This is a genomic window from Salegentibacter sp. T436, from assembly GCF_001932675.1.
Classification (GTDB): domain Bacteria; phylum Bacteroidota; class Bacteroidia; order Flavobacteriales; family Flavobacteriaceae; genus Salegentibacter; species Salegentibacter agarivorans.
In genome coordinates this window covers 359,163-384,645 of sequence record NZ_CP012872.1, presented here as the reverse complement: position 1 = coordinate 384,645, position 25,483 = coordinate 359,163, and the positions used below count along the sequence as shown (strand labels likewise).

Annotated in this window: 35 protein-coding genes; 32 read left to right on the top strand and 3 right to left on the bottom strand. The window is 37.6% G+C overall.

What is annotated here, in order from left to right:
* The first annotated feature begins 7 nt into the window (after positions 1-7).
* From rplV to ctlX, 29 genes are all read left to right on the top strand, one after another.
* Positions 8-415, top strand: coding sequence for a 50S ribosomal protein L22 (rplV, locus tag AO058_RS01760; protein ID WP_075324950.1), 408 nt, complete (start codon positions 8-10; stop codon positions 413-415).
* Positions 416-422: 7 nt separating this feature from the next.
* Entirely contained in the window at positions 423-1,142 is a 720-nt protein-coding gene (gene rpsC / locus AO058_RS01755) for a 30S ribosomal protein S3 (protein WP_075324949.1), read from the top strand.
* Positions 1,143-1,161: 19 nt separating this feature from the next.
* Complete coding sequence (gene rplP / locus AO058_RS01750; protein WP_057482229.1) at positions 1,162-1,581, top strand: 50S ribosomal protein L16; 420 nt, start codon at positions 1,162-1,164, stop codon at positions 1,579-1,581.
* A 12-nt stretch (positions 1,582-1,593) separates the two neighbouring features.
* Positions 1,594-1,785 (top strand): 50S ribosomal protein L29, encoded by a 192-nt coding sequence (rpmC, locus tag AO058_RS01745; RefSeq protein WP_037319233.1) that lies wholly within the window; start codon positions 1,594-1,596, stop codon positions 1,783-1,785.
* A gap of 18 nt (positions 1,786-1,803) precedes the next feature.
* On the top strand, positions 1,804-2,061 hold the full coding sequence (rpsQ, locus tag AO058_RS01740) for a 30S ribosomal protein S17 (protein WP_037319236.1): 258 nt from the start codon (positions 1,804-1,806) through the stop codon (positions 2,059-2,061).
* On the top strand, positions 2,061-2,429 hold the full coding sequence (gene rplN, locus AO058_RS01735; protein ID WP_075324948.1) for a 50S ribosomal protein L14: 369 nt from the start codon (positions 2,061-2,063) through the stop codon (positions 2,427-2,429). The genes rpsQ and rplN overlap by 1 nt, the downstream gene beginning before the upstream one ends.
* A gap of 12 nt (positions 2,430-2,441) precedes the next feature.
* Entirely contained in the window at positions 2,442-2,753 is a 312-nt protein-coding gene (rplX, locus tag AO058_RS01730; protein ID WP_075324947.1) for a 50S ribosomal protein L24, read from the top strand.
* A gap of 2 nt (positions 2,754-2,755) precedes the next feature.
* On the top strand, positions 2,756-3,307 hold the full coding sequence (gene rplE, locus AO058_RS01725; protein WP_075324946.1) for a 50S ribosomal protein L5: 552 nt from the start codon (positions 2,756-2,758) through the stop codon (positions 3,305-3,307).
* A gap of 2 nt (positions 3,308-3,309) precedes the next feature.
* Entirely contained in the window at positions 3,310-3,579 is a 270-nt protein-coding gene (rpsN, locus tag AO058_RS01720; protein ID WP_057482226.1) for a 30S ribosomal protein S14, read from the top strand.
* 66 nt (positions 3,580-3,645) lie between these two features.
* The gene (gene rpsH, locus AO058_RS01715) at positions 3,646-4,044 is read left to right on the top strand and encodes a 30S ribosomal protein S8 (protein WP_075324945.1); all 399 of its coding nucleotides are present in this window, start codon (positions 3,646-3,648) and stop codon (positions 4,042-4,044) included.
* 19 nt (positions 4,045-4,063) lie between these two features.
* Positions 4,064-4,606 (top strand): 50S ribosomal protein L6, encoded by a 543-nt coding sequence (rplF, locus tag AO058_RS01710; RefSeq protein ID WP_075324944.1) that lies wholly within the window; start codon positions 4,064-4,066, stop codon positions 4,604-4,606.
* 12 nt (positions 4,607-4,618) lie between these two features.
* Complete coding sequence (gene rplR / locus AO058_RS01705; protein ID WP_075324943.1) at positions 4,619-4,972, top strand: 50S ribosomal protein L18; 354 nt, start codon at positions 4,619-4,621, stop codon at positions 4,970-4,972.
* Positions 4,973-4,978: 6 nt separating this feature from the next.
* Positions 4,979-5,503: a 30S ribosomal protein S5 gene (gene rpsE, locus AO058_RS01700; protein WP_075324942.1), complete on the top strand. Its 525-nt coding sequence runs from the start codon at positions 4,979-4,981 to the stop codon at positions 5,501-5,503.
* Positions 5,504-5,516: 13 nt separating this feature from the next.
* Complete coding sequence (rpmD, locus tag AO058_RS01695; protein WP_075324941.1) at positions 5,517-5,699, top strand: 50S ribosomal protein L30; 183 nt, start codon at positions 5,517-5,519, stop codon at positions 5,697-5,699.
* A gap of 9 nt (positions 5,700-5,708) precedes the next feature.
* Positions 5,709-6,161 (top strand): 50S ribosomal protein L15, encoded by a 453-nt coding sequence (rplO, locus tag AO058_RS01690; protein ID WP_075324940.1) that lies wholly within the window; start codon positions 5,709-5,711, stop codon positions 6,159-6,161.
* Between the two features lie 11 nt (positions 6,162-6,172).
* On the top strand, positions 6,173-7,510 hold the full coding sequence (gene secY, locus AO058_RS01685) for a preprotein translocase subunit SecY (RefSeq protein WP_075324939.1): 1,338 nt from the start codon (positions 6,173-6,175) through the stop codon (positions 7,508-7,510).
* A gap of 2 nt (positions 7,511-7,512) precedes the next feature.
* The gene (infA, locus tag AO058_RS01680) at positions 7,513-7,728 is read left to right on the top strand and encodes a translation initiation factor IF-1 (RefSeq protein ID WP_013073244.1); all 216 of its coding nucleotides are present in this window, start codon (positions 7,513-7,515) and stop codon (positions 7,726-7,728) included.
* A 118-nt stretch (positions 7,729-7,846) separates the two neighbouring features.
* The gene (gene ykgO, locus AO058_RS01675; protein WP_013305171.1) at positions 7,847-7,963 is read left to right on the top strand and encodes a type B 50S ribosomal protein L36; all 117 of its coding nucleotides are present in this window, start codon (positions 7,847-7,849) and stop codon (positions 7,961-7,963) included.
* 2 nt (positions 7,964-7,965) lie between these two features.
* Positions 7,966-8,340, top strand: a complete 375-nt coding sequence (rpsM, locus tag AO058_RS01670; protein ID WP_075324938.1) for a 30S ribosomal protein S13 — start codon at positions 7,966-7,968, stop codon at positions 8,338-8,340.
* Between the two features lie 8 nt (positions 8,341-8,348).
* Complete coding sequence (gene rpsK, locus AO058_RS01665; RefSeq protein ID WP_037319270.1) at positions 8,349-8,735, top strand: 30S ribosomal protein S11; 387 nt, start codon at positions 8,349-8,351, stop codon at positions 8,733-8,735.
* Between the two features lie 87 nt (positions 8,736-8,822).
* Positions 8,823-9,428, top strand: a complete 606-nt coding sequence (gene rpsD / locus AO058_RS01660) for a 30S ribosomal protein S4 (protein WP_075324937.1) — start codon at positions 8,823-8,825, stop codon at positions 9,426-9,428.
* A gap of 20 nt (positions 9,429-9,448) precedes the next feature.
* Positions 9,449-10,441 (top strand): DNA-directed RNA polymerase subunit alpha, encoded by a 993-nt coding sequence (locus tag AO058_RS01655; protein ID WP_075324936.1) that lies wholly within the window; start codon positions 9,449-9,451, stop codon positions 10,439-10,441.
* Positions 10,442-10,510: 69 nt separating this feature from the next.
* Positions 10,511-11,020, top strand: a complete 510-nt coding sequence (gene rplQ / locus AO058_RS01650; protein ID WP_075324935.1) for a 50S ribosomal protein L17 — start codon at positions 10,511-10,513, stop codon at positions 11,018-11,020.
* A 165-nt stretch (positions 11,021-11,185) separates the two neighbouring features.
* Complete coding sequence (gene carA, locus AO058_RS01645; RefSeq protein WP_075324934.1) at positions 11,186-12,298, top strand: glutamine-hydrolyzing carbamoyl-phosphate synthase small subunit; 1,113 nt, start codon at positions 11,186-11,188, stop codon at positions 12,296-12,298.
* 112 nt (positions 12,299-12,410) lie between these two features.
* A complete protein-coding gene (locus AO058_RS01640) occupies positions 12,411-12,947 on the top strand; it encodes a hypothetical protein (RefSeq protein ID WP_075324933.1) in 537 nt (178 codons plus the stop codon).
* A gap of 347 nt (positions 12,948-13,294) precedes the next feature.
* Positions 13,295-14,581, top strand: coding sequence for a phosphopyruvate hydratase (eno, locus tag AO058_RS01635; protein ID WP_075324932.1), 1,287 nt, complete (start codon positions 13,295-13,297; stop codon positions 14,579-14,581).
* Positions 14,582-14,781: 200 nt separating this feature from the next.
* Positions 14,782-16,065 (top strand): citrate synthase, encoded by a 1,284-nt coding sequence (locus AO058_RS01630; RefSeq protein WP_075324931.1) that lies wholly within the window; start codon positions 14,782-14,784, stop codon positions 16,063-16,065.
* A 68-nt stretch (positions 16,066-16,133) separates the two neighbouring features.
* Positions 16,134-17,060 carry a dimethylarginine dimethylaminohydrolase family protein gene (locus AO058_RS01625; protein WP_232228879.1) on the top strand — a complete coding sequence of 309 codons (927 nt, stop codon included), beginning with the start codon at positions 16,134-16,136 and terminating at the stop codon, positions 17,058-17,060.
* 3 nt (positions 17,061-17,063) lie between these two features.
* On the top strand, positions 17,064-17,990 hold the full coding sequence (gene ctlX / locus AO058_RS01620; RefSeq protein ID WP_075324929.1) for a citrulline utilization hydrolase CtlX: 927 nt from the start codon (positions 17,064-17,066) through the stop codon (positions 17,988-17,990).
* 173 nt (positions 17,991-18,163) lie between these two features.
* On the opposite strand, the gene AO058_RS01615 is transcribed toward ctlX, so the two are convergent.
* A complete protein-coding gene (locus AO058_RS01615) occupies positions 18,164-19,654 on the bottom strand; it encodes a BCCT family transporter (RefSeq protein ID WP_083634116.1) in 1,491 nt (496 codons plus the stop codon).
* Between the two features lie 73 nt (positions 19,655-19,727).
* Positions 19,728-21,173: an SDR family oxidoreductase gene (locus AO058_RS01610; RefSeq protein WP_075324928.1), complete on the bottom strand. Its 1,446-nt coding sequence runs from the start codon at positions 21,171-21,173 to the stop codon at positions 19,728-19,730.
* A gap of 69 nt (positions 21,174-21,242) precedes the next feature.
* Here AO058_RS01610 and AO058_RS01605 point away from each other — a divergent pair, with 69 nt between their 5' ends.
* On the top strand, positions 21,243-21,446 hold the full coding sequence (locus AO058_RS01605; protein ID WP_075324927.1) for a hypothetical protein: 204 nt from the start codon (positions 21,243-21,245) through the stop codon (positions 21,444-21,446).
* Positions 21,447-21,452: 6 nt separating this feature from the next.
* On the opposite strand, the gene AO058_RS01600 is transcribed toward AO058_RS01605, so the two are convergent.
* Entirely contained in the window at positions 21,453-21,878 is a 426-nt protein-coding gene (locus AO058_RS01600; protein ID WP_075327852.1) for a hypothetical protein, read from the bottom strand.
* A 181-nt stretch (positions 21,879-22,059) separates the two neighbouring features.
* On the opposite strand from AO058_RS01600, the gene argS reads away from it, so the two are divergent.
* Together argS and ffh are read left to right on the top strand one after the other, a co-directional pair.
* Positions 22,060-23,841 (top strand): arginine--tRNA ligase, encoded by a 1,782-nt coding sequence (gene argS, locus AO058_RS01595; RefSeq protein WP_075324926.1) that lies wholly within the window; start codon positions 22,060-22,062, stop codon positions 23,839-23,841.
* A gap of 236 nt (positions 23,842-24,077) precedes the next feature.
* Positions 24,078-25,406 carry a signal recognition particle protein gene (gene ffh / locus AO058_RS01590; RefSeq protein WP_075324925.1) on the top strand — a complete coding sequence of 443 codons (1,329 nt, stop codon included), beginning with the start codon at positions 24,078-24,080 and terminating at the stop codon, positions 25,404-25,406.
* The last annotated feature ends 77 nt before the right edge of the window (positions 25,407-25,483 follow it).

Below are 25,483 nucleotides of genomic sequence, written 5' to 3'. Positions count from 1 at the left end.
TGAAGCTATGGGAGTTCGTAAAAGAGAAAGAGCAGAGCAAATAAAAGAAGCCAAAAAACAGGTAGCTTTTGCAAAGTTGAATAACTGCCCTACTTCGCCTAGAAAAATGCGCTTAGTTGCGGATTTAGTAAGAGGAGAGAAAGTAGAAAAAGCGCTTCAAATATTAAAATTCAGTTCAAAAGAAGCTTCTGGACGTTTAGAGAAATTATTGCTTTCTGCAATAGCCAACTGGCAATCTAAAAACGAAGATGCAAGTATTGAAGATGCTGAATTGTTTGTAAAAGAAATCCGTGTAGATGGAGGAGCGATGCTTAAGAGGCTGCGTCCTGCACCACAGGGTCGCGCACATAGAATTAGAAAGAGATCCAACCACGTTACTTTGGTGCTTGGAGAAAACAATAATACACAAAGCTAAGTAGAGTATGGGACAAAAAACAAATCCAATCGGGAATCGCCTCGGTATCGTAAGAGGATGGGAATCCAACTGGTATGGAGGAAATGACTACGGCGACAAATTAGCCGAAGACGATAAGATTAGAAAGTACATCCATGCTCGTCTTTCTAAAGCGAGTGTATCCAGGGTAATTATTGAGCGTACGCTTAAGCTTGTAACCGTTACTATCACCACTGCCAGACCGGGTATTATTATTGGTAAAGGCGGCCAGGAGGTAGACAAGCTTAAAGAAGAACTTAAGAAAATTACCGACAAGGAAGTTCAAATTAACATCTTTGAGATTAAGAGGCCAGAACTTGATGCGCATTTAGTAGCATCTAGTGTTGCAAGACAAATTGAAAATCGTATTTCTTACCGTCGTGCAATTAAAATGGCTATCGCGGCTGCTATGAGAATGAATGCTGAAGGAATCAAAATTCAGATTTCCGGACGTTTAAATGGTGCTGAAATGGCACGTTCAGAAGCATACAAAGATGGTAGAATTCCTCTGTCTACTTTTAGGGCCGATATTGACTATGCTTTAGTTGAAGCTCACACTACTTATGGTAGGTTGGGTGTTAAGGTATGGATCATGAAAGGCGAAGTTTATGGTAAAAGAGATCTTTCTCCACTTGTTGGAATGTCCAAGAAACAAGGAGGAAAACCTGGAGCCGGGCGAGGTGGTAACAAATCACGTCGTAGAAAGTAATTTTTTAAAGTAAAGAAAAATGTTACAACCTAAAAGAACAAAATACCGTAAACAGCAGAAGGGCCGTATGAAAGGCAACGCCGGAAGAGGGCATAGACTCTCTAATGGTACCTTTGGAATTAAATCTATGGATTCTAGTTTCATTACTGCCCGTCAAATAGAAGCTGCACGTATTGCTGCTACCCGATATATGAAAAGGGAAGGTTCTATCTGGATTAAAATATTTCCAGACAAGCCTATCACTAAGAAACCTCTAGAGGTACGTATGGGTAAAGGTAAAGGTGCTGTAGAATATTGGGCTGCTGTTGTAAAACCAGGAAGAATTATGTTTGAAATTGGTGGAGTACCAATGGATGTTGCTAAAGAAGCTTTAAGGCTTGCGGCACAGAAACTTCCGGTAAGAACCAAATTTATTGTAGCTAGAGATTATCAAGCTTAATATTATAAAGTTATGAAACAATCAGAAGTAAAAGAACTGTCTGTGGCAGAATTACAAGAAGAGCTTGGGAAATCTAGAAAAGCATATTCAGATTTGAAAATGGCTCACGCAGTTTCGCCATTAGAGAACCCAATACAGCTTAGAGCTGTACGAAGAACTATAGCGAGACTTGCTACAGAGTTAACTAAAAGAGAACAACAATAAGTGTTATTCTGCTGAAAGATGGAAAAAAGAAATTTAAGAAAAGAGCGTATAGGCGTTGTTACAAGTAATAAAATGCAGAAATCTATAGTGGTTTCTGAAGTTAAGAAAGTAAAACACCCTATGTATGGAAAATTCGTTTTAAAAACGAAAAAATACGTAGCGCACGACGAAACAAACGACTGCAACGAAGGGGATACTGTAAGGATCATGGAAACAAGACCTTTAAGTAAATCTAAATGTTGGAGATTAGTAGAAATAATTGAAAGAGCGAAGTAATGGTACAACAAGAGTCTAGACTAAGAGTAGCAGACAATACCGGGGCAAAAGAAGTTTTGACCATACGTGTATTGGGCGGTACAAAGAAAAGATACGCTTCTGTTGGGGACAAAATAGTTGTCAGCGTTAAAGAAGCTACACCTAACGGAAATATCAAAAAAGGTGCAGTTTCAACAGCAGTTGTTGTTCGTACCAAGAAAGAAGTACGCAGAGCAGACGGGTCTTATATCCGTTTTGATGATAATGCCTGTGTATTATTAAATCCAACCGGAGAAATGCGCGGAACTCGTGTATTTGGACCGGTTGCGAGAGAACTTCGTGATAAGCAATTCATGAAAATTGTATCATTGGCACCAGAGGTGCTTTAATACATTAACAAGATGAGAAAGCTTAAAATAAAAACTGGAGATACTGTAAGAGTTATTGCTGGAGACCACAAAGGTCAGGAAGGTAAAGTTCAAAAAGTTCTCATAGAAAAGAATAAAGCCATCGTGGAAGGTGTTAACACTATCTCAAAACATGAGAAACCAAGTGCATCTAACCCACAAGGTGGTATTGTAAAGAAAGAAGCTCCTATTCATATTTCTAACCTTTCTTTGTTAGACAAAGATGGTAACACTACCAGAGTTGGATATAAAGAAGAGGATGGAAAGAAAGTAAGATTTTCCAAAAAATCTAATGAAGTAATTTAGTTATGGCATACGTACCAAGACTTAGAGCAGAATATGCAGAGCGAGTAAAGCCTGCATTAAAAGAAGAATTTAGCTATGCTAACGTAATGGAGATCCCAAAACTTGAAAAAATAGTTTTGAGCCGTGGCGTTGGTGCAGCTGTAGCAGATAAAAAGCTAATTGACCATGCTGTAGATGAACTTTCTACAATTACCGGTCAAAAAGCGGTGCAAACCATTTCTAAAAAGGATGTTGCTTCATTCAAACTTCGTAAAGGTATGCCTATTGGGGCAAAAGTTACTTTGCGAGGATACAGAATGTACGAATTCTTAGATCGTTTAATCACATCAGCACTTCCACGTGTTCGTGACTTTAACGGGATTAAGGCTAATGGTTTTGATGGTAGAGGAAACTATAATTTAGGAATTACTGAGCAAATCATCTTTCCGGAGATTGATATTGATAAAGTAAACCGAATTAATGGTATGGATATTACCTTCGTGACCACTGCCAAGACCGATAAGGAAGCAAAATCGTTGTTAACCGAACTAGGATTACCTTTTAAAAAGAATTAATTATGGCTAAAGAATCAATGAAAGCCCGTGAGGTGAAGAGACAAAAAATGGTAAAAAAGTATGCTGAAAAACGCGAGGCTTTAAAAGAAGCTGGCGATTGGGAAGCACTACAAAAATTACCAAAAAATTCTTCTCCTGTACGTTTGCATAACCGTTGTAAGCTAACTGGTAGGCCAAAAGGTTATATGAGACAGTTTGGTCTTTCTCGTGTAATGTTTAGAGAAATGGCTAATAAGGGATTAATTCCTGGGGTTAGAAAAGCTAGTTGGTAAAATTATAAATTGGTTGCAGGTTCTCCCGAGTGACGGGACGAAAACCACATCCGCAAATTAAGATAGATGAATACAGATCCTATTGCAGATTATTTGACAAGAGTTAGGAACGCTGTGGCTGCAAACCACAGGGTGGTAGAAATACCAGCTTCTAACCTTAAAAAGGAGATTACAAAAATATTATTCGATCAGGGATATATTCTTAGTTACAAGTTTGATGATGCTAGTGCCCAGGGAACAATTAAAATTGCCCTTAAGTACGACAAGATCACAAAAGAACCTGTAATTAAAGATATCCAGAGAATAAGTAAACCTGGTTTACGTAAGTATGCCGGCGCTAACGAATTGCCACGTATCTTAAACGGTCTTGGTATCGCTATAGTTTCTACTTCTCACGGTGTAATGACCGGGAAGCAGGCTAAAGCCGAGAAAGTTGGTGGTGAAGTATTGTGTTACGTTTACTAATACTTAAAAGACTAAAGAAATGTCAAGAATAGGTAAAAGCCCAATTACAATTCCAGAAGGTGTAAATGTAGACCTTAAAGATGGCGTTGTAACGGTAAAAGGAAAATTAGGAGAACTTAAGCAGGAAGTTAGCGACATTGATGTGAAAATTGAAGATGGCGTAATTACTTTTGAACGTTCTTCAGAGAAAAGTGATCAGAAAGCAAAACACGGTCTTTATCGTGCTTTGATAAACAATATGATTGAAGGAGTAACTAACGGATATACAAAATCTTTAGAATTGGTTGGAGTTGGATATAGAGCTTCTAACCAGGGACAAAAATTAGATTTAGCCGTTGGGTTTTCCCATAATATTGTAATAGATTTGGCACCGGAAGTTAAAGTAGAAGCAATTTCTGAGAAAGGGAAAAACCCAATCGTGAAATTAACTTCTTACGATAAACAACTTGTGGGCCAGGTAGCTGCTAAAATACGCTCCTTTAGAGCACCAGAGCCTTATAAAGGTAAAGGTATTAAGTATGTTGGAGAACAATTACGTAGAAAAGCAGGTAAATCAGCTTAATAAAGTTTAGATATGGCAGTTTCAAAACAAGATAGACGAAATAAGATAAGAAAGCGTGTTCGTAAGTCAATTACGGGTACCGCTAGCCGTCCAAGATTATCTGTATTTAGAAGTAATAAAGAAATTTATGCTCAAATTATAGATGACGTAGAAGGAAAAACACTAGCTGCAGCCTCTTCAAGAGATAAGGGCGTATCAGTAGAAGGTGATAAATCCAAACAAGCAGAATTGGTTGGTAAAGCCCTTGCTGAAAAAGCTTTGAAAGCCGGTGTAGAAACCATTTCTTTTGACAGAGGTGGTTACCTGTATCACGGAAGAGTTAAATCATTAGCAGAAGGTGCTCGAGAAGGAGGACTAAAATTCTAGAAAATTATGTATCAAGATTATAAAAACGTAGAACATGTAAAACCGGGCGGACTTGAATTAAAAGACCGTTTGGTAGGAGTACAACGTGTGACCAAAGTAACCAAAGGTGGTAGAGCTTTTGGATTTTCTGCTATTGTTGTAGTAGGAGATGAGAATGGTGTTGTAGGGCAAGGTTTAGGTAAATCTAAAGAAGTTGCCGATGCTATCTCTAAAGCTGTGGAAGATGCAAAGAAGAATTTAGTGCGTATTCCTTTACATAAAGGAAGCCTTCCTCATGAGCAAAAAGGTAAGTATGGTGGAGCAAGAGTTCTTTTGCTACCTGCTGCAACTGGTACCGGGATTATAGCCGGTGGTGCAATTCGTGCCGTACTGGAAGCTGTTGGTGTACACGACGTACTTTCTAAAAACCAGGGTTCTTCAAACCCACACAACGTGGTAAAAGCTACTTTTGATGCGCTACTTCAATTAAGAAGTGCGGATACTGTTGCTAAACAACGTGGTATTTCATTAGAAAAGGTTTTTAAAGGATAAATCAAGGAGAAAGATGGGAAAGATAAAAGTTACAAAAGTAAAGAGTGCAATTAACCGATCTAAAAACCAGAAACTGGTTTTAGAGTCTCTTGGTCTTAAGAAAATTGGCCAAACGGTAGAGCACAACGATACGCCAAACATCCTTGGTATGGTAAATAAAGTTAAACATTTAGTTTCCATTGAGGAAACAAAATAATAAATTCACATGGAATTAAATAACTTAAAACCTGCAAAAGGTTCAGTTAAGAGTAACAACAAGCGTGTTGGCCGTGGAGAAGGATCAGGTAAAGGTGGTACTGCCACCCGTGGTCACAAAGGGGCTAAATCTCGTTCTGGTTACTCCAAGAAGATTGGTTTTGAAGGAGGGCAGATGCCACTTCAACGTCGTGTTCCAAAATTTGGTTTCACTAACAGAAATCGTGTAGCATACCAGGGTGTTAACCTTGATACCTTACAGCGTTTGGTTGATGAAGGTAAAATTAAAGATACTGTAGATGTTGATACTTTGATCGAAAACGGTCTTGTGAGTAAAAACAAACCAGTAAAGATATTAGGTAGAGGTGAATTAAAGGCAAAGTTGAAAATATCTGTTCATAAATTTACAGCCACAGCTAAAGAAGCTATAGAAGCTGCTGGAGGTGAAGTTGTTACTTTATAATAGATAGCCAAATGAAATTCATCAATACTATTAAAAATATTTGGAAGATCGAGGAGCTAAAAAATAGAATTTTAGTAACCCTCGGTCTGTTATTAGTTTATCGTTTTGGAGCGCAAGTTGTGCTTCCCGGGATAGATGCTTCGCAGCTATCTAACCTGGCATCCCAAACAGATGGAGGTCTTTTAGGCCTCTTAAACGCATTTACAGGTGGAGCTTTTTCTAATGCTTCTGTATTTGCATTGGGAATTATGCCATATATCTCGGCTTCTATTGTAGTGCAGCTAATGGGTATTGCTATACCTTACCTGCAAAAACTGCAAAAAGAAGGTGAAAGTGGTAGACGTAAGATCAATCAGATCACCCGTTGGTTAACTATTGCAATTACATTAGTACAGGGACCCGGTTATATCTATAACCTTTTTGCTACACTTCCGCAGCAAGCCTTTTTATTAGGTGATACTGTTACGTTTGTAGCTTCTGCAGTAGTAATTCTTACTACAGGTACCATTTTCGCAATGTGGCTGGGTGAAAAGATAACCGACAAAGGTATTGGTAATGGTATTTCGCTATTAATTATGGTAGGTATTATTGCTACCTTACCACAAGCATTTATTCAGGAATTCGCTTCCAGGGTATTTGAATCTAACGGTGGCCTTATTATGATTCTTATTGAATTGGTAATTTGGTTTGCTATTATTCTTGCTTCGGTAATGTTGGTGATGGCAGTGCGCCAAATCCCGGTGCAATATGCCAGAAGAACCGCCTCTGGAGGTTACGAGAAAAACGTATTTGGATCAAGACAGTACATTCCACTTAAGCTTAATGCTTCAGGTGTAATGCCAATTATATTTGCGCAGGCAATTATGTTTATCCCAGCTGCTGTAGCAGGATTATCAGATTCTGATGCTGCACAAGGGGTTACCGCTGCCTTTAGCGATATATTTGGGTTTTGGTATAATGTAGTTTTTGCACTATTAATTATTGTGTTTACTTACTTCTATACCGCGATTACTGTACCTACCAATAAGATGGCTGATGATCTAAAACGAAGTGGAGGATTTATTCCGGGCATTCGTCCTGGTACTGAAACCGCTGAGTTTTTAGATAGAATTATGTCTCAAATTACCTTGCCAGGATCTATTTTCCTTGCGCTTATTGCTGTGTTCCCAGCGATTGTGGTGCAACTCTTAGGTGTGCAACAAGGATGGGCATTGTTTTTTGGAGGAACCTCGCTTTTAATTATGGTTGGAGTTGCAATAGATACTATGCAACAAGTAAACTCTTACTTGCTGAATAGACATTACGACGGATTAATGAAAACAGGTAAAAACAGAAAAGCAGTAGCTTAATTATGGCAAAACAACCGGCAATAGAACAAGACGGAACAATTATAGAAGCATTATCTAATGCAATGTTTCGTGTAGAATTGGAAAATGGTCACGTTGTGACAGCTCATATCTCTGGGAAGATGCGTATGCACTACATTAAATTGTTACCTGGAGATAAAGTAAAACTGGAAATGAGCCCTTACGATTTAAGTAAGGCTCGTATAACATACAGATACTAAAAGTAATTTGAGCTATTTATAAAATTTTCAGTACTTTTGCAACCTGAAAAAAATATGAATGCTGAAATCCTGATTTTGAGCCTATTTCAAAATCAGTGAATTGAAAAAAACTAAAGAGATGAAAGTTAGAGCATCAGTAAAAAAAAGAAGTGCCGACTGCAAAATTGTACGCAGAAAAGGGCGCCTTTACGTAATTAACAAAAAGAATCCTAGATTTAAACAAAGACAAGGCTAATTATGGCAAGAATTGCAGGGGTAGATATACCTAAACAAAAGCGAGGAGTTATAGCATTGACCTATATCTTCGGAATTGGTAGAAGCAGGGCTCAAAAGATCCTTAGCCAGGCCAAAGTAGATGAAAGCAAAAAAGTTTCAGATTGGGACGATGAAGAAATTGGTCGTATTCGTGAAGCTGTTGGTGAATTTACAATCGAAGGAGAATTACGTACAGAAGTTCAAATGAGTATTAAGCGTCTAATGGATATTGGATGCTATAGAGGTATTCGCCACAGAAGTGGTTTGCCACTTAGAGGTCAAAGAACCAAAAATAACTCAAGAACCAGAAAAGGTAGAAGAAAAACAGTTGCTAACAAGAAGAAAGCAACTAAATAGTAAGTAATATGGCAAAGAAGACAGTTCAAAAAAAGCGTAAAGTAACCGTGGAGTCCGTAGGGCAAGCACACGTTACGGCTTCTTTCAATAACATTATTGTTTCCCTAACCAATAAAAAGGGAGACGTTATTGCTTGGTCATCTGCAGGAAAAATGGGTTTTAGAGGTTCTAAAAAGAATACTCCTTATGCTGCCCAGTTAGCTGCAGAAGACGCGTCTAAAGTAGCTCACGAAGCTGGTTTGCGCAAAGTTAAAGTTTACGTTAAAGGGCCGGGGAATGGTAGAGAATCTGCTATTCGTTCGCTTCATAACAACGGGATTGAGGTAACAGAAATTATTGATGTTACTCCATTACCACACAATGGATGTCGTCCTCCTAAGAGACGTAGAGTTTAATAAATAGTATAATAATAAGAGAGGAGTTAAGATTATCGAAGGACAGAGACCTTAATTCATAATCCCTTTCTTCTAAAATTTAAATTAATGGCAAGATATACTGGTCCAAAGACTAAAATAGCCCGTAAATTCGGTGAAGCTATTTTTGGAGACGATAAATCTTTTGAAAAAAGAAATTATCCTCCGGGACAACACGGTAACAACCGTCGTCGCGGAAAGAAATCTGAATATGCTATCCAGTTAATGGAAAAGCAAAAAGCAAAATATACTTACGGTATCCTTGAGCGTCAGTTTAGCAATATGTTTAAGAAAGCTACTAGAGCACAGGGAATTACTGGTGAAGTTCTACTTCAACTTTGTGAATCACGTCTTGATAACGTAGTTTATAGAATGGGTATTGCCCCAACTAGAAGCGCAGCAAGACAATTTGTATCTCACAGGCACATTACGGTAAATGGCGAGTTGGTGAATATACCTTCTTACCAATTGAAACCTGGTGATGTAGTAAGTGTTCGTGAAAAATCAAAATCTTTACAGGCTATTCAGGATTCACTAGCTAACAATAGCAGTGTTTACGAATGGATTACCTGGAATAACGAAACAAAACAAGGAACTTTTGTTTCAGTACCCGGACGTATTCAGATTCCGGAAAACATAAATGAACAATTCATCGTCGAATTATATTCGAAATAATAATTCACAGAAGTCGTAATATGGCAATACTAAATTTTCAGAAGCCCGATAAAGTTATAATGATTGATTCAACCGATTTCGAAGGGAAATTTGAATTTCGCCCTTTGGAGCCCGGCTATGGATTAACCGTTGGTAACGCTTTAAGGAGAGTGCTTTTATCTTCGTTAGAAGGTTATGCAATCACTTCAATTCGTATAGAAGGCGTAGATCACGAATTCTCCGCTATTCCTGGAGTTGTCGAAGACGTAACAGAAATTATCCTGAATCTTAAACAAGTTAGGTTCAAAAGGCAAATTGATGAAATAGATAACGAAGCCGTTACCATTTCTGTATCTGGAGAAGAACAAATTACTGCCGGTCACTTTCAAAAATTCATTTCAGGCTTTCAGGTACTAAACCCAGATCAGGTTATTTGTACTGCAGATAAGAAAGTTAACCTGAATATGGAAATGACCATAGAGAAAGGTAGAGGTTATGTTCCGGCCGAAGAAAACAAAAAAGCCAACGCACCTCTTGGAACTATATTTACAGATTCTATTTATACACCAATAAAGAACGTAAAGTATAGCATTGAAAACTATCGTGTAGAACAAAAAACCGATTATGAAAAATTGGTTTTTGAAATCGTAAGCGATGGCTCTATACATCCAAAAGATGCACTTACTGAAGCTGCAAAAACACTTATCCACCACTTTATGCTATTCTCTGACGAGCGTATTACGCTTGAAGCTGATGAGATAGCACAAACTGAAACTTATGATGAAGAATCTCTTCACATGAGACAGTTGTTAAAAACTAAGTTGGTAGATATGGATCTTTCAGTAAGAGCTTTAAATTGCTTAAAAGCGGCTGAAGTTGATACTCTAGGAGACCTTGTTTCATACAACAAAAACGACTTGATGAAGTTTAGAAACTTCGGAAAGAAATCTTTGACAGAGCTTGAAGAACTGGTAAGTAACAAAGGACTTAACTTTGGTATGGACCTTTCAAAATACAAATTAGATAAGGACTAATATATAAGTAGTTTTCCATAAAAGCCGGCAACAGATCGCGCTTTGGGAAAATGAATTAAGAACAAAACAATGAGACACGGAAAGAAAACAAACCATTTAGGTAGAAAGACCGCTCACAGGAAGTCTATGCTAGCCAATATGGCCTGCTCTCTTATAGAGCACAAGAGAATCAATACCACCGTAGCTAAAGCAAAAGCTTTAAAAGTTTTTGTAGAGCCTTTGGTAACTAAGTCTAAAGAAGATACAACCCATAACCGTAGGTTAGTATTTAGTAAACTTCGCCAAAAGGAAGCTGTAGCCGAATTGTTTCGTGAGGTAGCTCCTAAAGTTGGTGACCGCCCGGGTGGATACACAAGGGTAATTAAATTAGGTAACCGTCTTGGAGATAATGCCGATATGGCCCTTATTGAGTTAGTTGATTACAACGAAACTTATAAACTTGGTAAAACAGAGAAGAAGAAATCTACACGTAGAGCGGGTAGAAAGAAATCTACTGAAGCTACTCCAAATGCTCCAAAGGCAGAAGGAAAAACAGAAGAGAAATCTTCAGAAAATAAAGAAGACAAAAAAGAGGAATAGAAATGAATCTTTTAAAGTTCTAATTTTTAAAAAGGATAAACTCTCAGGGTTTATCCTTTTTTTATATATTAAAGTGAAATAGTCATTTCCGCGAAGGCGGAAATCTAAAGATTAAAAAAATTTCCGTAGCTGCGGAAATCCCAGCAACACAACAAATAAAGCAAAATGAAATATCAAACCCGAAAAAAAGCGATTATCCTACTGGAAGACGGTACTATCTTTCACGGTAAGGCTGTTGGAGACAAAGATGGTAAAGCCGTAGGTGAAGTTTGTTTTAACACCGGTATGACCGGTTACCAGGAGATCTTTACAGATCCTTCCTATTATGGCCAACTTATGGTTACCACCAATGCCCACATTGGGAATTATGGAACTCTAGCTGAAGAAAGTGAATCTGATAAAGCTAAGATCTCCGGACTTATCTGTAAGAATTTTAGTTATACCCATTCCCGCCCGGCTGCAGACAAATCACTTCAGGAATTTTTAGATGATAGTAATCTTTTCGCAATTTCCGATGTAGATACACGAGCCCTTGTAACTTATATTCGGGAAAATGGTGCAATGAATGCAATTATTTCTACTGATGTTGATAATATTGAAGGCCTAAAAAAAGAACTTGCTGAAGTTCCTGATATGAATGGTTTGGAATTAGCTTCTAAAGTTTCAACTAAAGAACCTTATTATTTCGGGAATGAAAATGCAACTTATAAAATCGCTGCGCTTGATGTTGGCATAAAAAAGAATATTCTTCGCAATTTTGATCAACGTGATGTGTATGTAAAAGTGTTTCCATACAATGCTACTTACGAAGAAATGAGTGAATGGAATCCAGATGGTTATTTTCTTTCTAACGGTCCCGGAGATCCCGCCCCTTTAGATAGTGCTATTAATCTTACAAAAACGATTATAGAAAAAGATCATCCGTTGTTTGGTATTTGTTTGGGGCACCAGATAATCGCCATTGCAAATGGAATTAAAACCTATAAAATGCATCACGGTCACCGCGGGATAAACCACCCGGTTAAAAACCTTAAAACAGGAAAAGGAGAAATCACTTCTCAAAACCACGGTTTCTCGGTAGATAAAGCAGAAACTGAAGCAAATAATGAAGTGGAAATCACTCATATTTGCTTAAACGACGATACTGTTGGTGGAATCGCGATGAAAAATAAAAACTGTTTCTCGGTACAATACCACCCGGAAGCAAGTCCGGGGCCTCATGATGCCAGTTACCTTTTTGATGAATTTATGGATCGAATAAAGAGAGTGAAAGCTTAAATATTTTTTATAAAATTTGAATAAAAAGCCCAAAATTTAAAGATTTTGGGCTTTTCTTTTCTTAAAAGTGAATTTATTCTAAATTGCGATCTCATTCATCAAAAAATCATCAATGAAAAAATTATTACTACTCAGCTTTTTTCTCTTCTCATTTCTATTCATTAATGCACAAGATCAGGCTTCGGTTGAAGACGGACTTTTATCAGTAAACATCTTAACTCCCGGTTTAGAATACGAATTCGGACTTACAAATTCTACTACAATTGATTTAAGAGCTGGCTCAGGTATTGCTTTTGGTACCGGTTCAGCGGGAGATTTTTTTGGTATTTTCCCCGTCTTTTCTGCTCAGTATCGTTATTATTATAATTTTAAAAATAGAATTGAAAAGAATAAAAGAGTAAAAAATAATAGCGCCAATTATATAGCACTAAGTGGTAACCTCCAATCGGGAAAACCTATTATTGGGAATATTGAATATACTGCCGATTATTTTGGAGTTATAGGGCCGGTTTGGGGTTTGCAACGTTACTATGGCAGCGGTTTTAAATTAGACCTAAATTTAGGAGCTGGATATGGTTTTGATGAATTGGGTGATTCATATTTTTCACCAATCATAGGAATTAGGCTTGGATGGCTTCTTTCAAACTAATTTTCTTCAGAAGATGCGTTTATACAGTCAACTTCAACTTCTGTCATTGGGCTGGGTTTTCGTTTTTACTACAATCCTTTTGCTTCAGGAAATGACTAAAATTATTTTTCAAATAATTTCGGCATTTAAAAATCTTCTGAATTTTATAAAATGTTATTCTATTTCAGTTTTCGGTAAATTCATAAAAAATCTTACTATTTCCTGAGATTCTTTTAAACACTTTCTTTTAGAAAACCATTTCGTGTTTCCATAATGTTATAAATGCTTTAAAACTACCTGTTTCCCTCGATTTTTTAGGCTTCAATTTGTATCTTGCATTCAAATCAATTAACTAATTAAAAAAGATTATGAGTGTAATAATAAATATTCACGCCCGTCAGATTTTTGACTCAAGAGGAAATCCAACCGTAGAAGTAGATGTTTTAACCGAGAATGGAATTTTAGGAAGAGCAGCAGTGCCTTCTGGAGCTTCTACCGGAGAGCACGAAGCTGTAGAACTTCGTGATGGTGGCGATGATTATATGGGCAAAGGGGTAACCAAAGCCGTAGAAAATGTAAATGATGTAATTGCTGAAGAATTATTGGGTTATTCTGTTTTTGAACAAAACCTAATTGATAGGGCGATGATTGAAATAGACGGAACGCCAAATAAAGCGAAACTTGGTGCGAATGCAATTTTAGGTGTTTCGCTTGCTGTGGCCAAAGCTGCGGCTAACGAACTTGGTTTGCCGTTGTACCGTTACATTGGCGGTGTTAGTGCCAATACGCTTCCGGTACCAATGATGAATATTATTAATGGTGGTTCACATAGTGATGCTCCTATCGCTTTTCAGGAATTTATGATTATGCCTGTAAAAGCCGAAAGCTTTTCTCACGCTCTAAAAATGGGAACTGAGATCTTCCACCATCTTAAAAAAGTGCTACACGATCGTGGTTTAAGTACTGCTGTTGGTGATGAAGGTGGGTTTGCCCCAACTTTAGACGGGACAGAAGATGCTTTAGATACTATTCTTAAGGCCATAGAAAATGCGGGTTACAAAGGTGGCGACGAAGTGATGATCGCTCTGGATTGTGCCGCAGCAGAATTCTATGAAAATGGAAAATACGATTATAAGAAATTTGAAGGTGAAGGCGGAAAAATAAGATCTAGCGAGGAACAAGCTGAGTATCTTGCCGAACTTTCTTCTAAATATCCTATTATTTCTATTGAAGATGGAATGGATGAAAATGACTGGGATGGTTGGAAAGCCTTAACCGATAAGATTGGAGATAAAGTTCAGTTGGTTGGTGACGATCTTTTTGTTACTAACGTAGAAAGACTTTCAAGAGGAATTGAAGAAGGAATTGCAAATTCAATCCTTATTAAAGTAAACCAAATTGGTACCTTAACTGAAACTATTGCAGCAGTAAATATGGCGCACAACGCCGGCTTTACTTCAGTAATGTCACACCGTTCTGGAGAGACAGAAGATAATACTATTGCCGATCTTGCTGTAGCTTTAAATACCGGGCAGATAAAAACCGGTTCAGCTTCAAGAAGTGACCGTATGGCAAAATACAACCAGTTAATTAGAATTGAGGAGGAACTTGGCGAAGTAGCCTATTTCCCAAAGCGTAAAGCTTTTAAAATCTAATTACAGGATTCTAATAAAAATCAAATCCCTTTTGAAGAAATTTCAAAAGGGATTTTTTTTTGAGATAATTCAGCAAAAAACCTTTCAAAATCCCTTGTTTCAGTGAAAATCTTATCGCTGCTTAACGCAAAATTAACAGTAGATTTCTTAAATTAGCAACTCTCGAAAAAATAGTTGAATCAAGTATATAAAATTAAGATATGTCAAAAGTTGCGACGATTGAAATAGATGGGAAAAAATACGAATTTCCCGTTGTAGAAGGAACTGAAAACGAACTGGGAATAGATATTAAGAAACTGCGAGCTGAAGCAGGTGTTATTACCCTGGATCGTGGTTATAAAAATACAGGAAGTTGTGAGAGTGCCATTACTTTTCTTAACGGAGAAGAAGGTATTTTAAGATACCGCGGCTACTCTATAGAAGCCCTGGCAGAAAAAGCCGATTTTCTTGAAGTAGCCTACCTTCTTATTTTTGGGGAATTACCAACTAAAACCCAATTAGATAAGTTTTATGCCGATATCAAGGAGGAGTCTACGGTAGATGAAGAGATGAAGAAAATCCTTGATGGTTTTCCAAAATCGGCTCACCCAATGGGCGTTCTTTCATCTTTAACCAGTGCGCTTATTGCATTTAACCCTTCTTCAGTAAATGTAGATTCTGCAGAAGATATGTATAAGGCTATAGTAAAAATTCTTGGTAAATTCCCGGTTCTTGCAGCCTGGACACTTAGAAAGAAAAATAGTCTTCCGCTAAATTACGGTGACGACTCGCTTGGGTATGTGGAGAACCTCCATAAAATGATGTTCGAAAAACCTGGAAAGAGTTACAAAGTAGAAAAAGAGGTTATTGATGCTTTAGATAAATTATTAATTCTGCACGCAGATCATGAACAAAACTGTTCTACCTCTACGGTAAGAATGGTAGGTTCTTCTCACGCAGGTCTTTTTGCTTCAATTTCAGCAGGAATTTCTGCACTTTGGGGGCCACTTCACGGTGGTGCAAACCAGGCGGTGATAGAAATGCTGGAAAGAATTAAAGAAGATGGTGGTGATACTAAGAAATTTATGGCAAAAGCTAAAGACAAGGAAGATCCTTTCCGTCTAATGGGCTTTGGTCACCGTGTTTATAAAAACTTTGATCCACGAGCTAAGATTATCAAGAAATCTGCCGATGAAGTTCTTGCCCAACTGGGTGTAGACGATCCTGTTTTGGATATCGCCAAAGGTCTTGAAAAAGAAGCTTTAGAAGATCAATATTTTGTAGATAGAAAACTATATCCAAACGTAGATTTCTATTCAGGAATTATTTACCGTGCATTGGGAATTCCAGTAGAAATGTTTACCGTAATGTTCGCACTTGGTAGACTTCCGGGATGGATTGCGCAGTGGAGAGAAATGAGGTTAATGAAAGAACCAATTGGCCGTCCACGCCAAATTTACACCGGTGCAAACCTGCGTGAATTTAAAGAGGTTGAGAAAAGATAAGAATATCTTACATATATTAATAAATTCGGAAAAAGCTTCATCATCGTATGAAGCTTTTTCTATATTTGATGAAAATTTTACTTGTGAAATTGAATATCAATAATGAGACTTCCCGCCTTAAAGCGGTGGTTTTAGGCACAGCAGAAAGTAACGGTCCCGTTCCATCTCTTGAAGAGGCTTACGACCCAAAATCAGCCGAATTCATCAGGATGGGTTCCTATCCCAAAGAAGAGGATATGGTAGAGGAAATGGAAGCCGTTGCCAAAATACTGGAGAAATACAAAGTGCAGGTTTTTAGACCAAAAGTTATAAAAGATTATAACCAGATTTTTACCCGCGATATTGCTTTTGTAATAGAAGATAAATTTATAAAATCAAATATTTTACCAGATCGCGAACAGGAAATTGAAGCTATTAGTCACGTAATTAAGCAAATAGATCCTTCAAAAATAATTCAGTTGCCTGAGGAAGCGCATATAGAAGGTGGTGATGTTATGCCGTTGGGAGATTATATCCTGGTGGGCACCTACCGCGGTGCAGATTATAAAGATTATATCACGGCGCGTACCAACGTGCAGGCGGTAGAAGCTTTACAAGAGTTATTTCCGCATAAAAAAGTGGTTTCTTTCAACTTAAGAAAATCTAATACTGAACCTCGTGATAATGCTTTGCATTTAGATTGTTGCTTTCAGCCGGTGGGAAAAGGCAAGGCTATAATTCATAGAAACGGTTTTCTGGAAGAAGAAGAGTATAACTGGCTGGTAAATCTCTTTGGAAAAGAAAATGTTTTCGAAATCTCCCGGGATGAAATGTATTATATGAATTCTAATATATTTTCTATTGATGAAGATGTAGTGATTTCAGAAAAGAATTTTACAAGATTAAATGCCTGGTTAAGAGAGCAGGGCATTACTGTAGAAGAAGTGCCTTATGCCGAAATTTCTAAGCAGGAAGGACTTTTGCGTTGTTCAACTTTACCGTTAATAAGAGAATAGATTATGAGACAGATTACAGATACAATTTTAATGGTGCGCCCGGTTGCGTTTAGAATGAACGAGCAAACCGCGGTTAATAATTATTTTCAAAAAGATCTTACTGCCGATAATGTAAATGAACGAGCCCAGGCTGAATTTGATGAGTTTGCTTCAAAACTTAAAAAAGTGGGAGTGAATGTTATTGTGGTAGACGATAAGCAGGAAGATGATACTCCCGATTCTATTTTTCCAAATAATTGGGTTTCTTTTCACGAAAATGGACACATTGCTCTATATCCTATGTTTGCTGAAAACAGGAGAAAAGAGCGCCGAATGGAGTATTTTGCGAAATTGGAAGAAAACGGTTTTAAGATTACCCAATTAGTAGATTACACTTCGGCTGAAGAGCACGATTTATTCCTTGAAGGCACAGGCAGCCTTTTGTTAGATAGACAAAACCAAAAAGCCTATTGTGCTCTATCGCCCCGCGCCGATGAAGACCTTTTGATAGAATTCTGTGAAGATTTTGAATTCACCCCGGTTATTTTTAATGCAAACCAAAGTGTAGGCGGAAAAAGAAAAGCCATTTATCACACTAATGTGATGATGTGTTTAGCTGAAAATTTTGCAGTTATCTGTCTGGATACCATAGACGATAGCAAAGAGCGTAAAAATGTGCTTAAACATTTAAAAGAAGATGGTAAAGAAATAATTGCAATTACTGAAGCCCAAATGCACGAATTTGCCGGAAATATGTTACAGGTGCAGGGTGCTTTTGATAAAAAGTATTTGGTTATGAGCGCCAGAGCTCATAAAAGTCTAAACCAGGATCAACTAAGTAAAATTGAAAAGCATTGCGAAATTCTAAGCAGTGACCTCGATGTAATTGAAACCTGCGGAGGCGGCAGCGCCCGTTGTATGATGGCCGAGATTTTCTTGCCAAAAGCTTAGTTTTACATATTTTTCAGAAAAAATAATTAAAGATCTTCGTCAAGCTGAATTTATTTCAGCTTCTAACATGATGTAGAGTATAAACAACTTAGATCCTGAAACAAGTTCAGAATGACGATTTTGAAGTTCCTAACCTTTTTTTTCAAAGGGAGGTGGCCACAGGCCGGAGGGGTTTAATACTTCTTATACAACTCCCTTAAAAACAAGACCATAATCCCTGCGGTAAAAAAAGCAAAAGGAAGGGAACTTATAATTAAAAACTTCTGCATGGCGGTGAGTACATCGCTATTAGGTTTTATATTTCCCAGCAGAATTATTGCTTCTGAAAAAAGAAGGATCAGTACCGCCCAGATAAACCTGAATTTTTTCCTCGGGTGTTCCTTTCCTTTATCACTAAACATACTGAGAACATAGATAGCCGAATCTACAGAGGTTACCAGAAAACTAATCAGTAAAATTATTGTTACAATATTTGTGAAATTAGATAAAGGAAAGGCTTCGAAAAAACGAAATAAAGAAGTAAATACATTATCAAATTCACCGCTGTAAGAATCCATATTTTCAATAAGATCAAAAGAAGCAGAACCAAAGACACTAAACCAGAAAAAACTTCCCAGGGAGGGAATGAGCAAAACTCCTAAAATCATTTCCCTGATATTTCTACCTTTTGAAATTCTGGCAATAAAAATTCCGGTAAAAGGTGCCCAGGCTACCCAAAACGCCCAGTAATAATAAGTCCAGTCGGTTAAAAATTCTTTTCCGGGATTGTATTTTCCCAGTGCTAAACTAAGCGGAACAAAATCTATAATGTAGCTGTAAATTGATTCAAAAAACTGACTGAAAACATTTAATATATCTACCTGGAAAAACACGAAAAACATTAAAATAACAGTTACATAAATATTCCAGTTTGAAATTCGTTTTATCCCTTTTTTAATTCCGGCAAAAGCCGAAATAAAAGCTAATAGACAAACTAGAAAAACCAGCAGAATTGTTATCCATAAGGTTCCGGCGGGTGTTGAAGTAAGATGACTAATGCCACCTTCAATTTGAGTGGTTCCCAAACCTATTGCCGCTACCAGGCCAAAAACAGTGGTGAGAATAGTGAGCAGATTTACGCCTTGCGACAAATATTTTATCGTTTTAAGTTGGGGTAAGCTGCTGCCTAAAAGAATATCAGATTTTCTTACAAAAAGAGCGTAGGCGATGAGTAATGCGAAAATTCCATAGAACGCCCAGGCAGTAAAACCCCATTGATAGAATGTATATTCTAAAGCGATTACTTGAGAAGAAGAACTTGTTTCTATAGGCGAATTTAAAAACATAAACACCGGTTCCTGCACTGCTCTTAGTAGAATACCGGCGCCCATTCCGGCACTATATAACATGGCAATCCAGGAAAGTCGGTCAAATTCCGGCGGGGAATTTCCCAATCTTATTTTTCCAAACCTTGAAAAAGCGATAAAAATGAGGAAGAATACGCACAACAATCCCAGCCATAGATAAAATCTGCCGAAATACTCCCGAACCCAAAGGGAACCGGTTTCTATTAATTCATAGAAAAATTCAGTAAAGAAAAAGATAAAAAGCGCAAGAAAAAACAGAATCCCAGAAGCGATATAAAGCAGCGGATTTCTTAGAAAAGCTTGAAAAAGGTGCTTCAAAATTTATTGCTTTTCAGGTTATAATTAGTTCTTCAACAGGTAGTTTTTTCAAATTTAAACAATTCAGAAAGAATCAGGCTATTTGTTTTTTGGGTTCGCCTTTAGCAATTTTATTCAGCATTCCTTCAAAAATAAAATAGTGAAAGGGATACATTGCATACCAATATAACCGGCCCCAAATACCTTTGGGTCTAAACGTGGCGGTTTGGTGCAGCACATTTTCTTTATCGATACAAAACTCTAACCAGGCCTCGCCGGGAACTTTCATTTCGGCAAAAAGTAAGAGTCTTTTTTCCTCTTTATCGGCTAAAAGTACACGCCAAAAATCTAAAGAATCGCCTGAGGCAATTTTATTAGGGTGTGTTCTTCCGCGGCGTAAACCCACCCCGCCAAAAAGTTTGTCTATATAACCACGAAATTTCCATAACCAATTTCCGTAATACCAACCATTTAGTCCGCCAATAGCCCAAATGCGTTCCAGTACTTCTTCGGGATTTTCCACTTTGGCGGCTTGTTTATCCTGGAGACATCCATATTTTGGTACCTGTATGTATTTATTTAATTCTTTACGAAAACGGCCGCTGCTTAACGAGTCTTTCCAGCTGGAAATAACCTGGTTTTGTTCAATTTTATAGAAGGCCAGTTCAATAGCTTCGGTATAAGAAATGGGTTCAATGTTGAGTATTTCCTGTAAACGAGTGTCATTGGTAATTACTTTAACCCGCATACTATCTACCAGGTTTTGTGCAAGTTTGTACGAGGTTGAGGTTACAAAATAAAGCCAGTAGGAAGATAATTTTGGCGACATTATCGGAACACTTAAAATCCATAATTTAAGTTTTCTCACTTCGGCATATTTCAGCATCATTTCCTTGTAAGTGAGCACATCTGGACCGCCAACATCAAAAGATTCATTATAGCATTCTTCTTTTCCAATAACGCCGGTTAGAAATTTAATAATATCCCGAATAGAAATTGGCTGGCATTTAGTTTCTACCCAGCTTGGGGTGAGCATTATCGGCAATTTTTCGCATAAATCCCTTATAATTTCAAATGAAGAACTGCCCGAGCCTACAATAATCGCCGCCCTTAAAACAGTAAGGTTAAAATTTCCTTTATAAAGGATTTCTTCAACTTTTTTTCTTGATTTTAAATGTTTGGATAGTTCTTCTTCGTTTATAATTCCGCTTAAATAAATTACCTGTTTCACCGAGGTGCCGGCCATAATTTTATTAAAATTTTCTGCGGCCTGGGATTCCTGCGTGTCAAAATTATCTGTAGAACCACTCATAGAATGAATAAGATAATAGGCTACATCTATATTTTTTATTATAGCTGGTGCTTCTTCATCTTTTAAAAAATCGAGTTCTACGATCTCTACTTTTTCCAGTAATTCCTCGTTAGAGGTAAAGCGGTTTTTATTTCTAACCGCACAAATTACTTCGTGCCCTTTTTCAAGAAGTTCGGGGAGCATACGCATCCCAATATATCCGTTAGCACCTGTTAGAAGAATTCTCATAGAAAGATTTTAAGCTTAAAGTACCAATTAAATTAGTACTTTTCATTTTGATTAGTAAAACTTTATAAAATGAATAACGTCCTGAAAATAGTGCTTTTAGTAATTGGTGTTGGAATGATTGCTTATGGGTTATACCGGCTAATTACACCAGAATTTGCTCTCGATGCCGGACCTCTCCAAATTGAAGCTCACGGCGATAATACACAATCTTACGCTATGATAGGTTTTGGTATTTTGGCTCTTATAGGTGGCCTCGCTTTTGGGAAACGCTAAACAAACCTAAAGATCACCTATTTGGGTAAGTGCATTATCGGCTTTATAATCCAAAATCTTTTTAAAATATTTATGTATCGCAGGCGTATCGGCCTTTACCTTAATTTTAGAATGATCTTTATAGATAGAATATTCTTCAGCTTTGCCCTTATAAAGATGAAGTTTATAATAAGGAATAACCAGCGCGTAGGTTTCCAGTAAAGACCTAAACATCACGATAATTCCGTTGGGCCGCATTTCAACATTACAGGTATTGGCATTATTATCCAGAACCAATAAGTTATGAATATCAATACTGGTCTCGGTAATATGTAGTTTTGGAGACCCTGTGCCGTTTAATTTCATTCGCGCAAGCAGCGTAAAAGGCTTGCCAACTTCCTTATCAATTTTCTCTTTGGTTTTACTGCGGTTATAAGAGATATTTAATAACATAGCTTTTTGTTTAAAGATAAGTAAATTACTTCGGGACATGCTCATGAAGTAATAAGAAAAAATAATTTACAATTTCGAAACAAGTCTCGGTGCATTTAATCTCGATTATCGAGTAAATTATAGGCAAAAGCCTATTTTCTGTTATCTTTGCAGGGCTTAAAACAACAAATAAAAGTAAAAAATGAAACTCCAAAGTACCCTTTCTACCCACGTAAAAGATGCTGTTAAAAAGATCTATGATGTTGAAATTGATCACTTAGAATTTCAGCCTACGCGCAAGGATTTTGAAGGAGATATTACTTTGGTGACTTTCCCAATGCTGAAAACGCTCAAAACCAATCCTGTGAAATTGGGTGAAGAAATTGGAAATTATTTAACTGAAAATGTTGCTGAAGTTTCTGGATTTAATGTGGTGAAAGGCTTTTTGAACATTGTTTTAAGCGATGCTTATTTTCTAGATTTCTTCATTGAAATGAAAGATAGAAAAGATTTTGGGATACTTCCCGCCGCTGAAGATGCTAAAGGAATTATGGTTGAATATTCTTCGCCAAATACCAATAAACCTTTGCACTTAGGGCATATTAGGAATATACTTTTAGGATTTTCTGTTGCCGAAATTTTAAGTGCTGCCGGAAATAAAGCCTATAAGACCCAGATTATTAACGATCGTGGGATTCATATTTGTAAATCTATGCTGGCATGGGAGCGCTTCGGGAATGGAGAAACTCCCCAATCTGTGGGCATAAAAGGAGATAAACTGGTTGGGAATTACTACGTAAAGTTTGACCAGGAATACAAAAAGGAAATTTCCGAATTAATCGAAACCAAAGGAATTTCTGAAGAAGCCGCGAAAGCTGAAGCACCAATTTTGGTGGAAGCCAAGCAAATGTTGCTAAAATGGGAAGCCGGCGATCCAGAAGTGGTTGCACTTTGGGAAAAAATGAACCAATGGGTTTATGATGGCTTTGAAAAAACCTACGATGCTTTAGGCGTGGATTTCGACAAAAATTATTACGAAAGCGATACTTACCTGCTTGGGAAAGACGTGGTGAACCAGGGACTTGAAAAAGGTGTTTTTTATAAAAAAGAAGACGGTAGTGTTTGGATAGATCTTACCGATGAAGGCCTGGATGAAAAAATCGTTTTACGAAGCGATGGGACTGCTGTTTATATGACGCAGGATATTGGAACCGCTATTCAAAGGGTAAAGGATTTTGATATTAGTGGGATGGTTTATACCGTAGGAAACGAACAGGATTATCACTTTAAAGTTTTGTTTTTAATTCTGAAGAAACTCGGATTTGATTGGGCAGATTATCTATATCATTTAAGCTACGGAATGGTAGATTTACCTAGCGGAAAAATGAAAAGTAGGGAAGGAACCGTTGTAGATGCCGATGATCTTATTGCTGAAATGACCGAAACTGCCAGAAATATTTCTGAAGAATTAGGGAAATTAGACGGTTATACCGAAGTTGAAAAAGAAGAGCTCTACCGAATTATTGGTTTAGGGGCTTTGAAATATTATATTTTAAAAGTAGATCCTAAAAAACGAATTCTCTTTAATCCTGAAGAATCTGTAGATTTCCAGGGGAATACCGGTCCGTTTATTCAATATACTTACGCGAGAATTCAATCTATAATCAGGAAAGCCGATTTCGACTTTAAGAAACCGGTAGCCGATGGCTATGAATTTCACGAAAAAGAACGTTCGTTAATCAAGCAGCTTCAGTTATATCCTGAAACAATTCAGTTGGCGGCAGAAAATCATAGTCCGGCGTTGATTGCTAACTACACGTACGATCTGGTAAAAGAATTCAATTCATTTTATCAAAATGTAACTATCCTTGGTACTGAGGATATTACCGAAAAAATTTTAAGAGTGCAATTGGCCAATAGTGTTGGGAATGTTATAAAATCTTCTTTTGGCTTATTGGGAATCCAGGTGCCAGAAAGAATGTAGAAAGCCCCCCTTGTCCCCGAAAGGAGAATAAAAAGATAGATTAAATATTTAAAATGAGGTGAAATAAAAAGTTTTCACTTCAGGCTCAAATCATTAAATTTGCAATTCGTTGAAAAACGGAGAATAAAACCTCGGGATAAGTCCTGAAGGTTTAAATTGAAAAAAGTTTTCAAAATATCGGGGCGAGCCTCGGCAGAATTATACCCTTTATGGGAAATTAAACCATAGGAAAAATTATGTTTGATAGTTTAAGTGATAAGTTAGATAATGCCTTACACGTTTTAAAAGGCCACGGGCAAATTACCGAGGTAAACGTTGCCGAAACTTTAAAAGAAGTGAGACGTGCTTTGGTGGATGCCGATGTGAACTATAAAATTGCCAAAGACTTTACCAATACCGTAAAGGAAAAAGCGCTTGGTCAAGACGTTTTAACCGCTCTGAAACCAGGCCAGATGATGGTGAAATTGGTGAAGGATGAACTTACCCAGTTAATGGGTGGGGAAGCCGAAGGAATTAATCTTTCCGGAGATCCTTCTATTATTCTTATGTCTGGATTACAGGGTAGTGGTAAAACAACTTTCTCTGGAAAACTTGCTAATTTTCTAAAAACTAAAAAGACCAAAAAACCACTTTTGGTTGCTTGTGATGTTTATCGTCCTGCAGCGATCAACCAGTTACACGTAGTTGGTGAGCAGGTTGGCGTTGAGGTGTTTTCAGATGAAGGTAACCAGGATCCGGTTGCTATTTCTAAAGCTGCCATTGCACACGCTAAGCAAAATGGCCACAATGTGGTTATTATAGATACCGCGGGTCGTTTAGCTGTAGATGAGGCGATGATGACCGAGATATCCAATATCCACGAAGCAATCCAACCGCACGAGACTTTATTCGTGGTAGATTCTATGACGGGTCAGGATGCGGTGAATACAGCCAAAACTTTTAATGAAAGGTTGAATTTTGATGGGGTAATCCTTACAAAATTAGATGGTGATACTCGTGGTGGTGCGGCGATTTCCATTAAATCTGTAGTTAATAAGCCTATTAAATTTATTGGTACCGGTGAGAAAATGGACGCACTAGATGTGTTCTATCCAGACCGTATGGCCGATAGGATTCTTGGGATGGGAGATGTGGTGTCTCTTGTGGAACGTGCCCAGGAACAATATGATGAAGAGGAAGCAAGAAAACTTCAGAAGAAAATTGCCAAGAACCAGTTTGGTTTTGACGATTTCCTGAAACAATTACAGCAAATCAAGAAAATGGGGTCTATGAAAGACCTTATGGGAATGATTCCGGGAGCCGGAAAAATGCTGAAAGATGTAGATATTGATGATGATGCCTTTAAAGGAATTGAAGCAATAATTCACTCGATGACTCCCGAAGAAAGAAGCAATCCAAAAGTTATAAATTCCAGCCGAAAGAAACGAATTAGTAAAGGTTCGGGAACATCGGTACAGGAAGTTAACCAATTGTTGAAGCAATTCAACCAGATGGGTAAAATGATGAAGATGATGCAAGGTGGCGGCGGCCAGAAGATGATGCAAATGATGAAGGGAATGAAGTAAAAAGCCCCCTAACCCCCAAAGGGGGGAATTAATGAAAAACAAATCGCAACTCTCCTCCCCTTTGGGGAGGTCGGGAG

Bases quoted from the DNA above. Each gene is read 5' to 3' on its own strand.
- rplV (WP_075324950.1), top strand. From the start codon at position 8: ATGGGAGTTCGTAAAAGAGAAAGAGCAGAGCAAATAAAAGAAGCCAAA.
- rpsC (WP_075324949.1), top strand. From the start codon at position 423: ATGGGACAAAAAACAAATCCAATCGGGAATCGCCTCGGTATCGTAAGA.
- rplP (WP_057482229.1), top strand. From the start codon at position 1,162: ATGTTACAACCTAAAAGAACAAAATACCGTAAACAGCAGAAGGGCCGT.
- rpmC (WP_037319233.1), top strand. From the start codon at position 1,594: ATGAAACAATCAGAAGTAAAAGAACTGTCTGTGGCAGAATTACAAGAA.
- rpsQ (WP_037319236.1), top strand. From the start codon at position 1,804: ATGGAAAAAAGAAATTTAAGAAAAGAGCGTATAGGCGTTGTTACAAGT.
- rplN (WP_075324948.1), top strand. From the start codon at position 2,061: ATGGTACAACAAGAGTCTAGACTAAGAGTAGCAGACAATACCGGGGCA.
- rplX (WP_075324947.1), top strand. From the start codon at position 2,442: ATGAGAAAGCTTAAAATAAAAACTGGAGATACTGTAAGAGTTATTGCT.
- rplE (WP_075324946.1), top strand. From the start codon at position 2,756: ATGGCATACGTACCAAGACTTAGAGCAGAATATGCAGAGCGAGTAAAG.
- rpsN (WP_057482226.1), top strand. From the start codon at position 3,310: ATGGCTAAAGAATCAATGAAAGCCCGTGAGGTGAAGAGACAAAAAATG.
- rpsH (WP_075324945.1), top strand. From the start codon at position 3,646: ATGAATACAGATCCTATTGCAGATTATTTGACAAGAGTTAGGAACGCT.
- rplF (WP_075324944.1), top strand. From the start codon at position 4,064: ATGTCAAGAATAGGTAAAAGCCCAATTACAATTCCAGAAGGTGTAAAT.
- rplR (WP_075324943.1), top strand. From the start codon at position 4,619: ATGGCAGTTTCAAAACAAGATAGACGAAATAAGATAAGAAAGCGTGTT.
- rpsE (WP_075324942.1), top strand. From the start codon at position 4,979: ATGTATCAAGATTATAAAAACGTAGAACATGTAAAACCGGGCGGACTT.
- rpmD (WP_075324941.1), top strand. From the start codon at position 5,517: ATGGGAAAGATAAAAGTTACAAAAGTAAAGAGTGCAATTAACCGATCT.
- rplO (WP_075324940.1), top strand. From the start codon at position 5,709: ATGGAATTAAATAACTTAAAACCTGCAAAAGGTTCAGTTAAGAGTAAC.
- secY (WP_075324939.1), top strand. From the start codon at position 6,173: ATGAAATTCATCAATACTATTAAAAATATTTGGAAGATCGAGGAGCTA.
- infA (WP_013073244.1), top strand. From the start codon at position 7,513: ATGGCAAAACAACCGGCAATAGAACAAGACGGAACAATTATAGAAGCA.
- ykgO (WP_013305171.1), top strand. From the start codon at position 7,847: ATGAAAGTTAGAGCATCAGTAAAAAAAAGAAGTGCCGACTGCAAAATT.
- rpsM (WP_075324938.1), top strand. From the start codon at position 7,966: ATGGCAAGAATTGCAGGGGTAGATATACCTAAACAAAAGCGAGGAGTT.
- rpsK (WP_037319270.1), top strand. From the start codon at position 8,349: ATGGCAAAGAAGACAGTTCAAAAAAAGCGTAAAGTAACCGTGGAGTCC.
- rpsD (WP_075324937.1), top strand. From the start codon at position 8,823: ATGGCAAGATATACTGGTCCAAAGACTAAAATAGCCCGTAAATTCGGT.
- AO058_RS01655 (WP_075324936.1), top strand. From the start codon at position 9,449: ATGGCAATACTAAATTTTCAGAAGCCCGATAAAGTTATAATGATTGAT.
- rplQ (WP_075324935.1), top strand. From the start codon at position 10,511: ATGAGACACGGAAAGAAAACAAACCATTTAGGTAGAAAGACCGCTCAC.
- carA (WP_075324934.1), top strand. From the start codon at position 11,186: ATGAAATATCAAACCCGAAAAAAAGCGATTATCCTACTGGAAGACGGT.
- AO058_RS01640 (WP_075324933.1), top strand. From the start codon at position 12,411: ATGAAAAAATTATTACTACTCAGCTTTTTTCTCTTCTCATTTCTATTC.
- eno (WP_075324932.1), top strand. From the start codon at position 13,295: ATGAGTGTAATAATAAATATTCACGCCCGTCAGATTTTTGACTCAAGA.
- AO058_RS01630 (WP_075324931.1), top strand. From the start codon at position 14,782: ATGTCAAAAGTTGCGACGATTGAAATAGATGGGAAAAAATACGAATTT.
- AO058_RS01625 (WP_232228879.1), top strand. From the start codon at position 16,134: ATGAAAATTTTACTTGTGAAATTGAATATCAATAATGAGACTTCCCGC.
- ctlX (WP_075324929.1), top strand. From the start codon at position 17,064: ATGAGACAGATTACAGATACAATTTTAATGGTGCGCCCGGTTGCGTTT.
- AO058_RS01610 (WP_075324928.1), bottom strand. From the start codon at position 21,173: ATGAGAATTCTTCTAACAGGTGCTAACGGATATATTGGGATGCGTATG.
- AO058_RS01605 (WP_075324927.1), top strand. From the start codon at position 21,243: ATGAATAACGTCCTGAAAATAGTGCTTTTAGTAATTGGTGTTGGAATG.
- AO058_RS01600 (WP_075327852.1), bottom strand. From the start codon at position 21,878: ATGTTATTAAATATCTCTTATAACCGCAGTAAAACCAAAGAGAAAATT.
- argS (WP_075324926.1), top strand. From the start codon at position 22,060: ATGAAACTCCAAAGTACCCTTTCTACCCACGTAAAAGATGCTGTTAAA.
- ffh (WP_075324925.1), top strand. From the start codon at position 24,078: ATGTTTGATAGTTTAAGTGATAAGTTAGATAATGCCTTACACGTTTTA.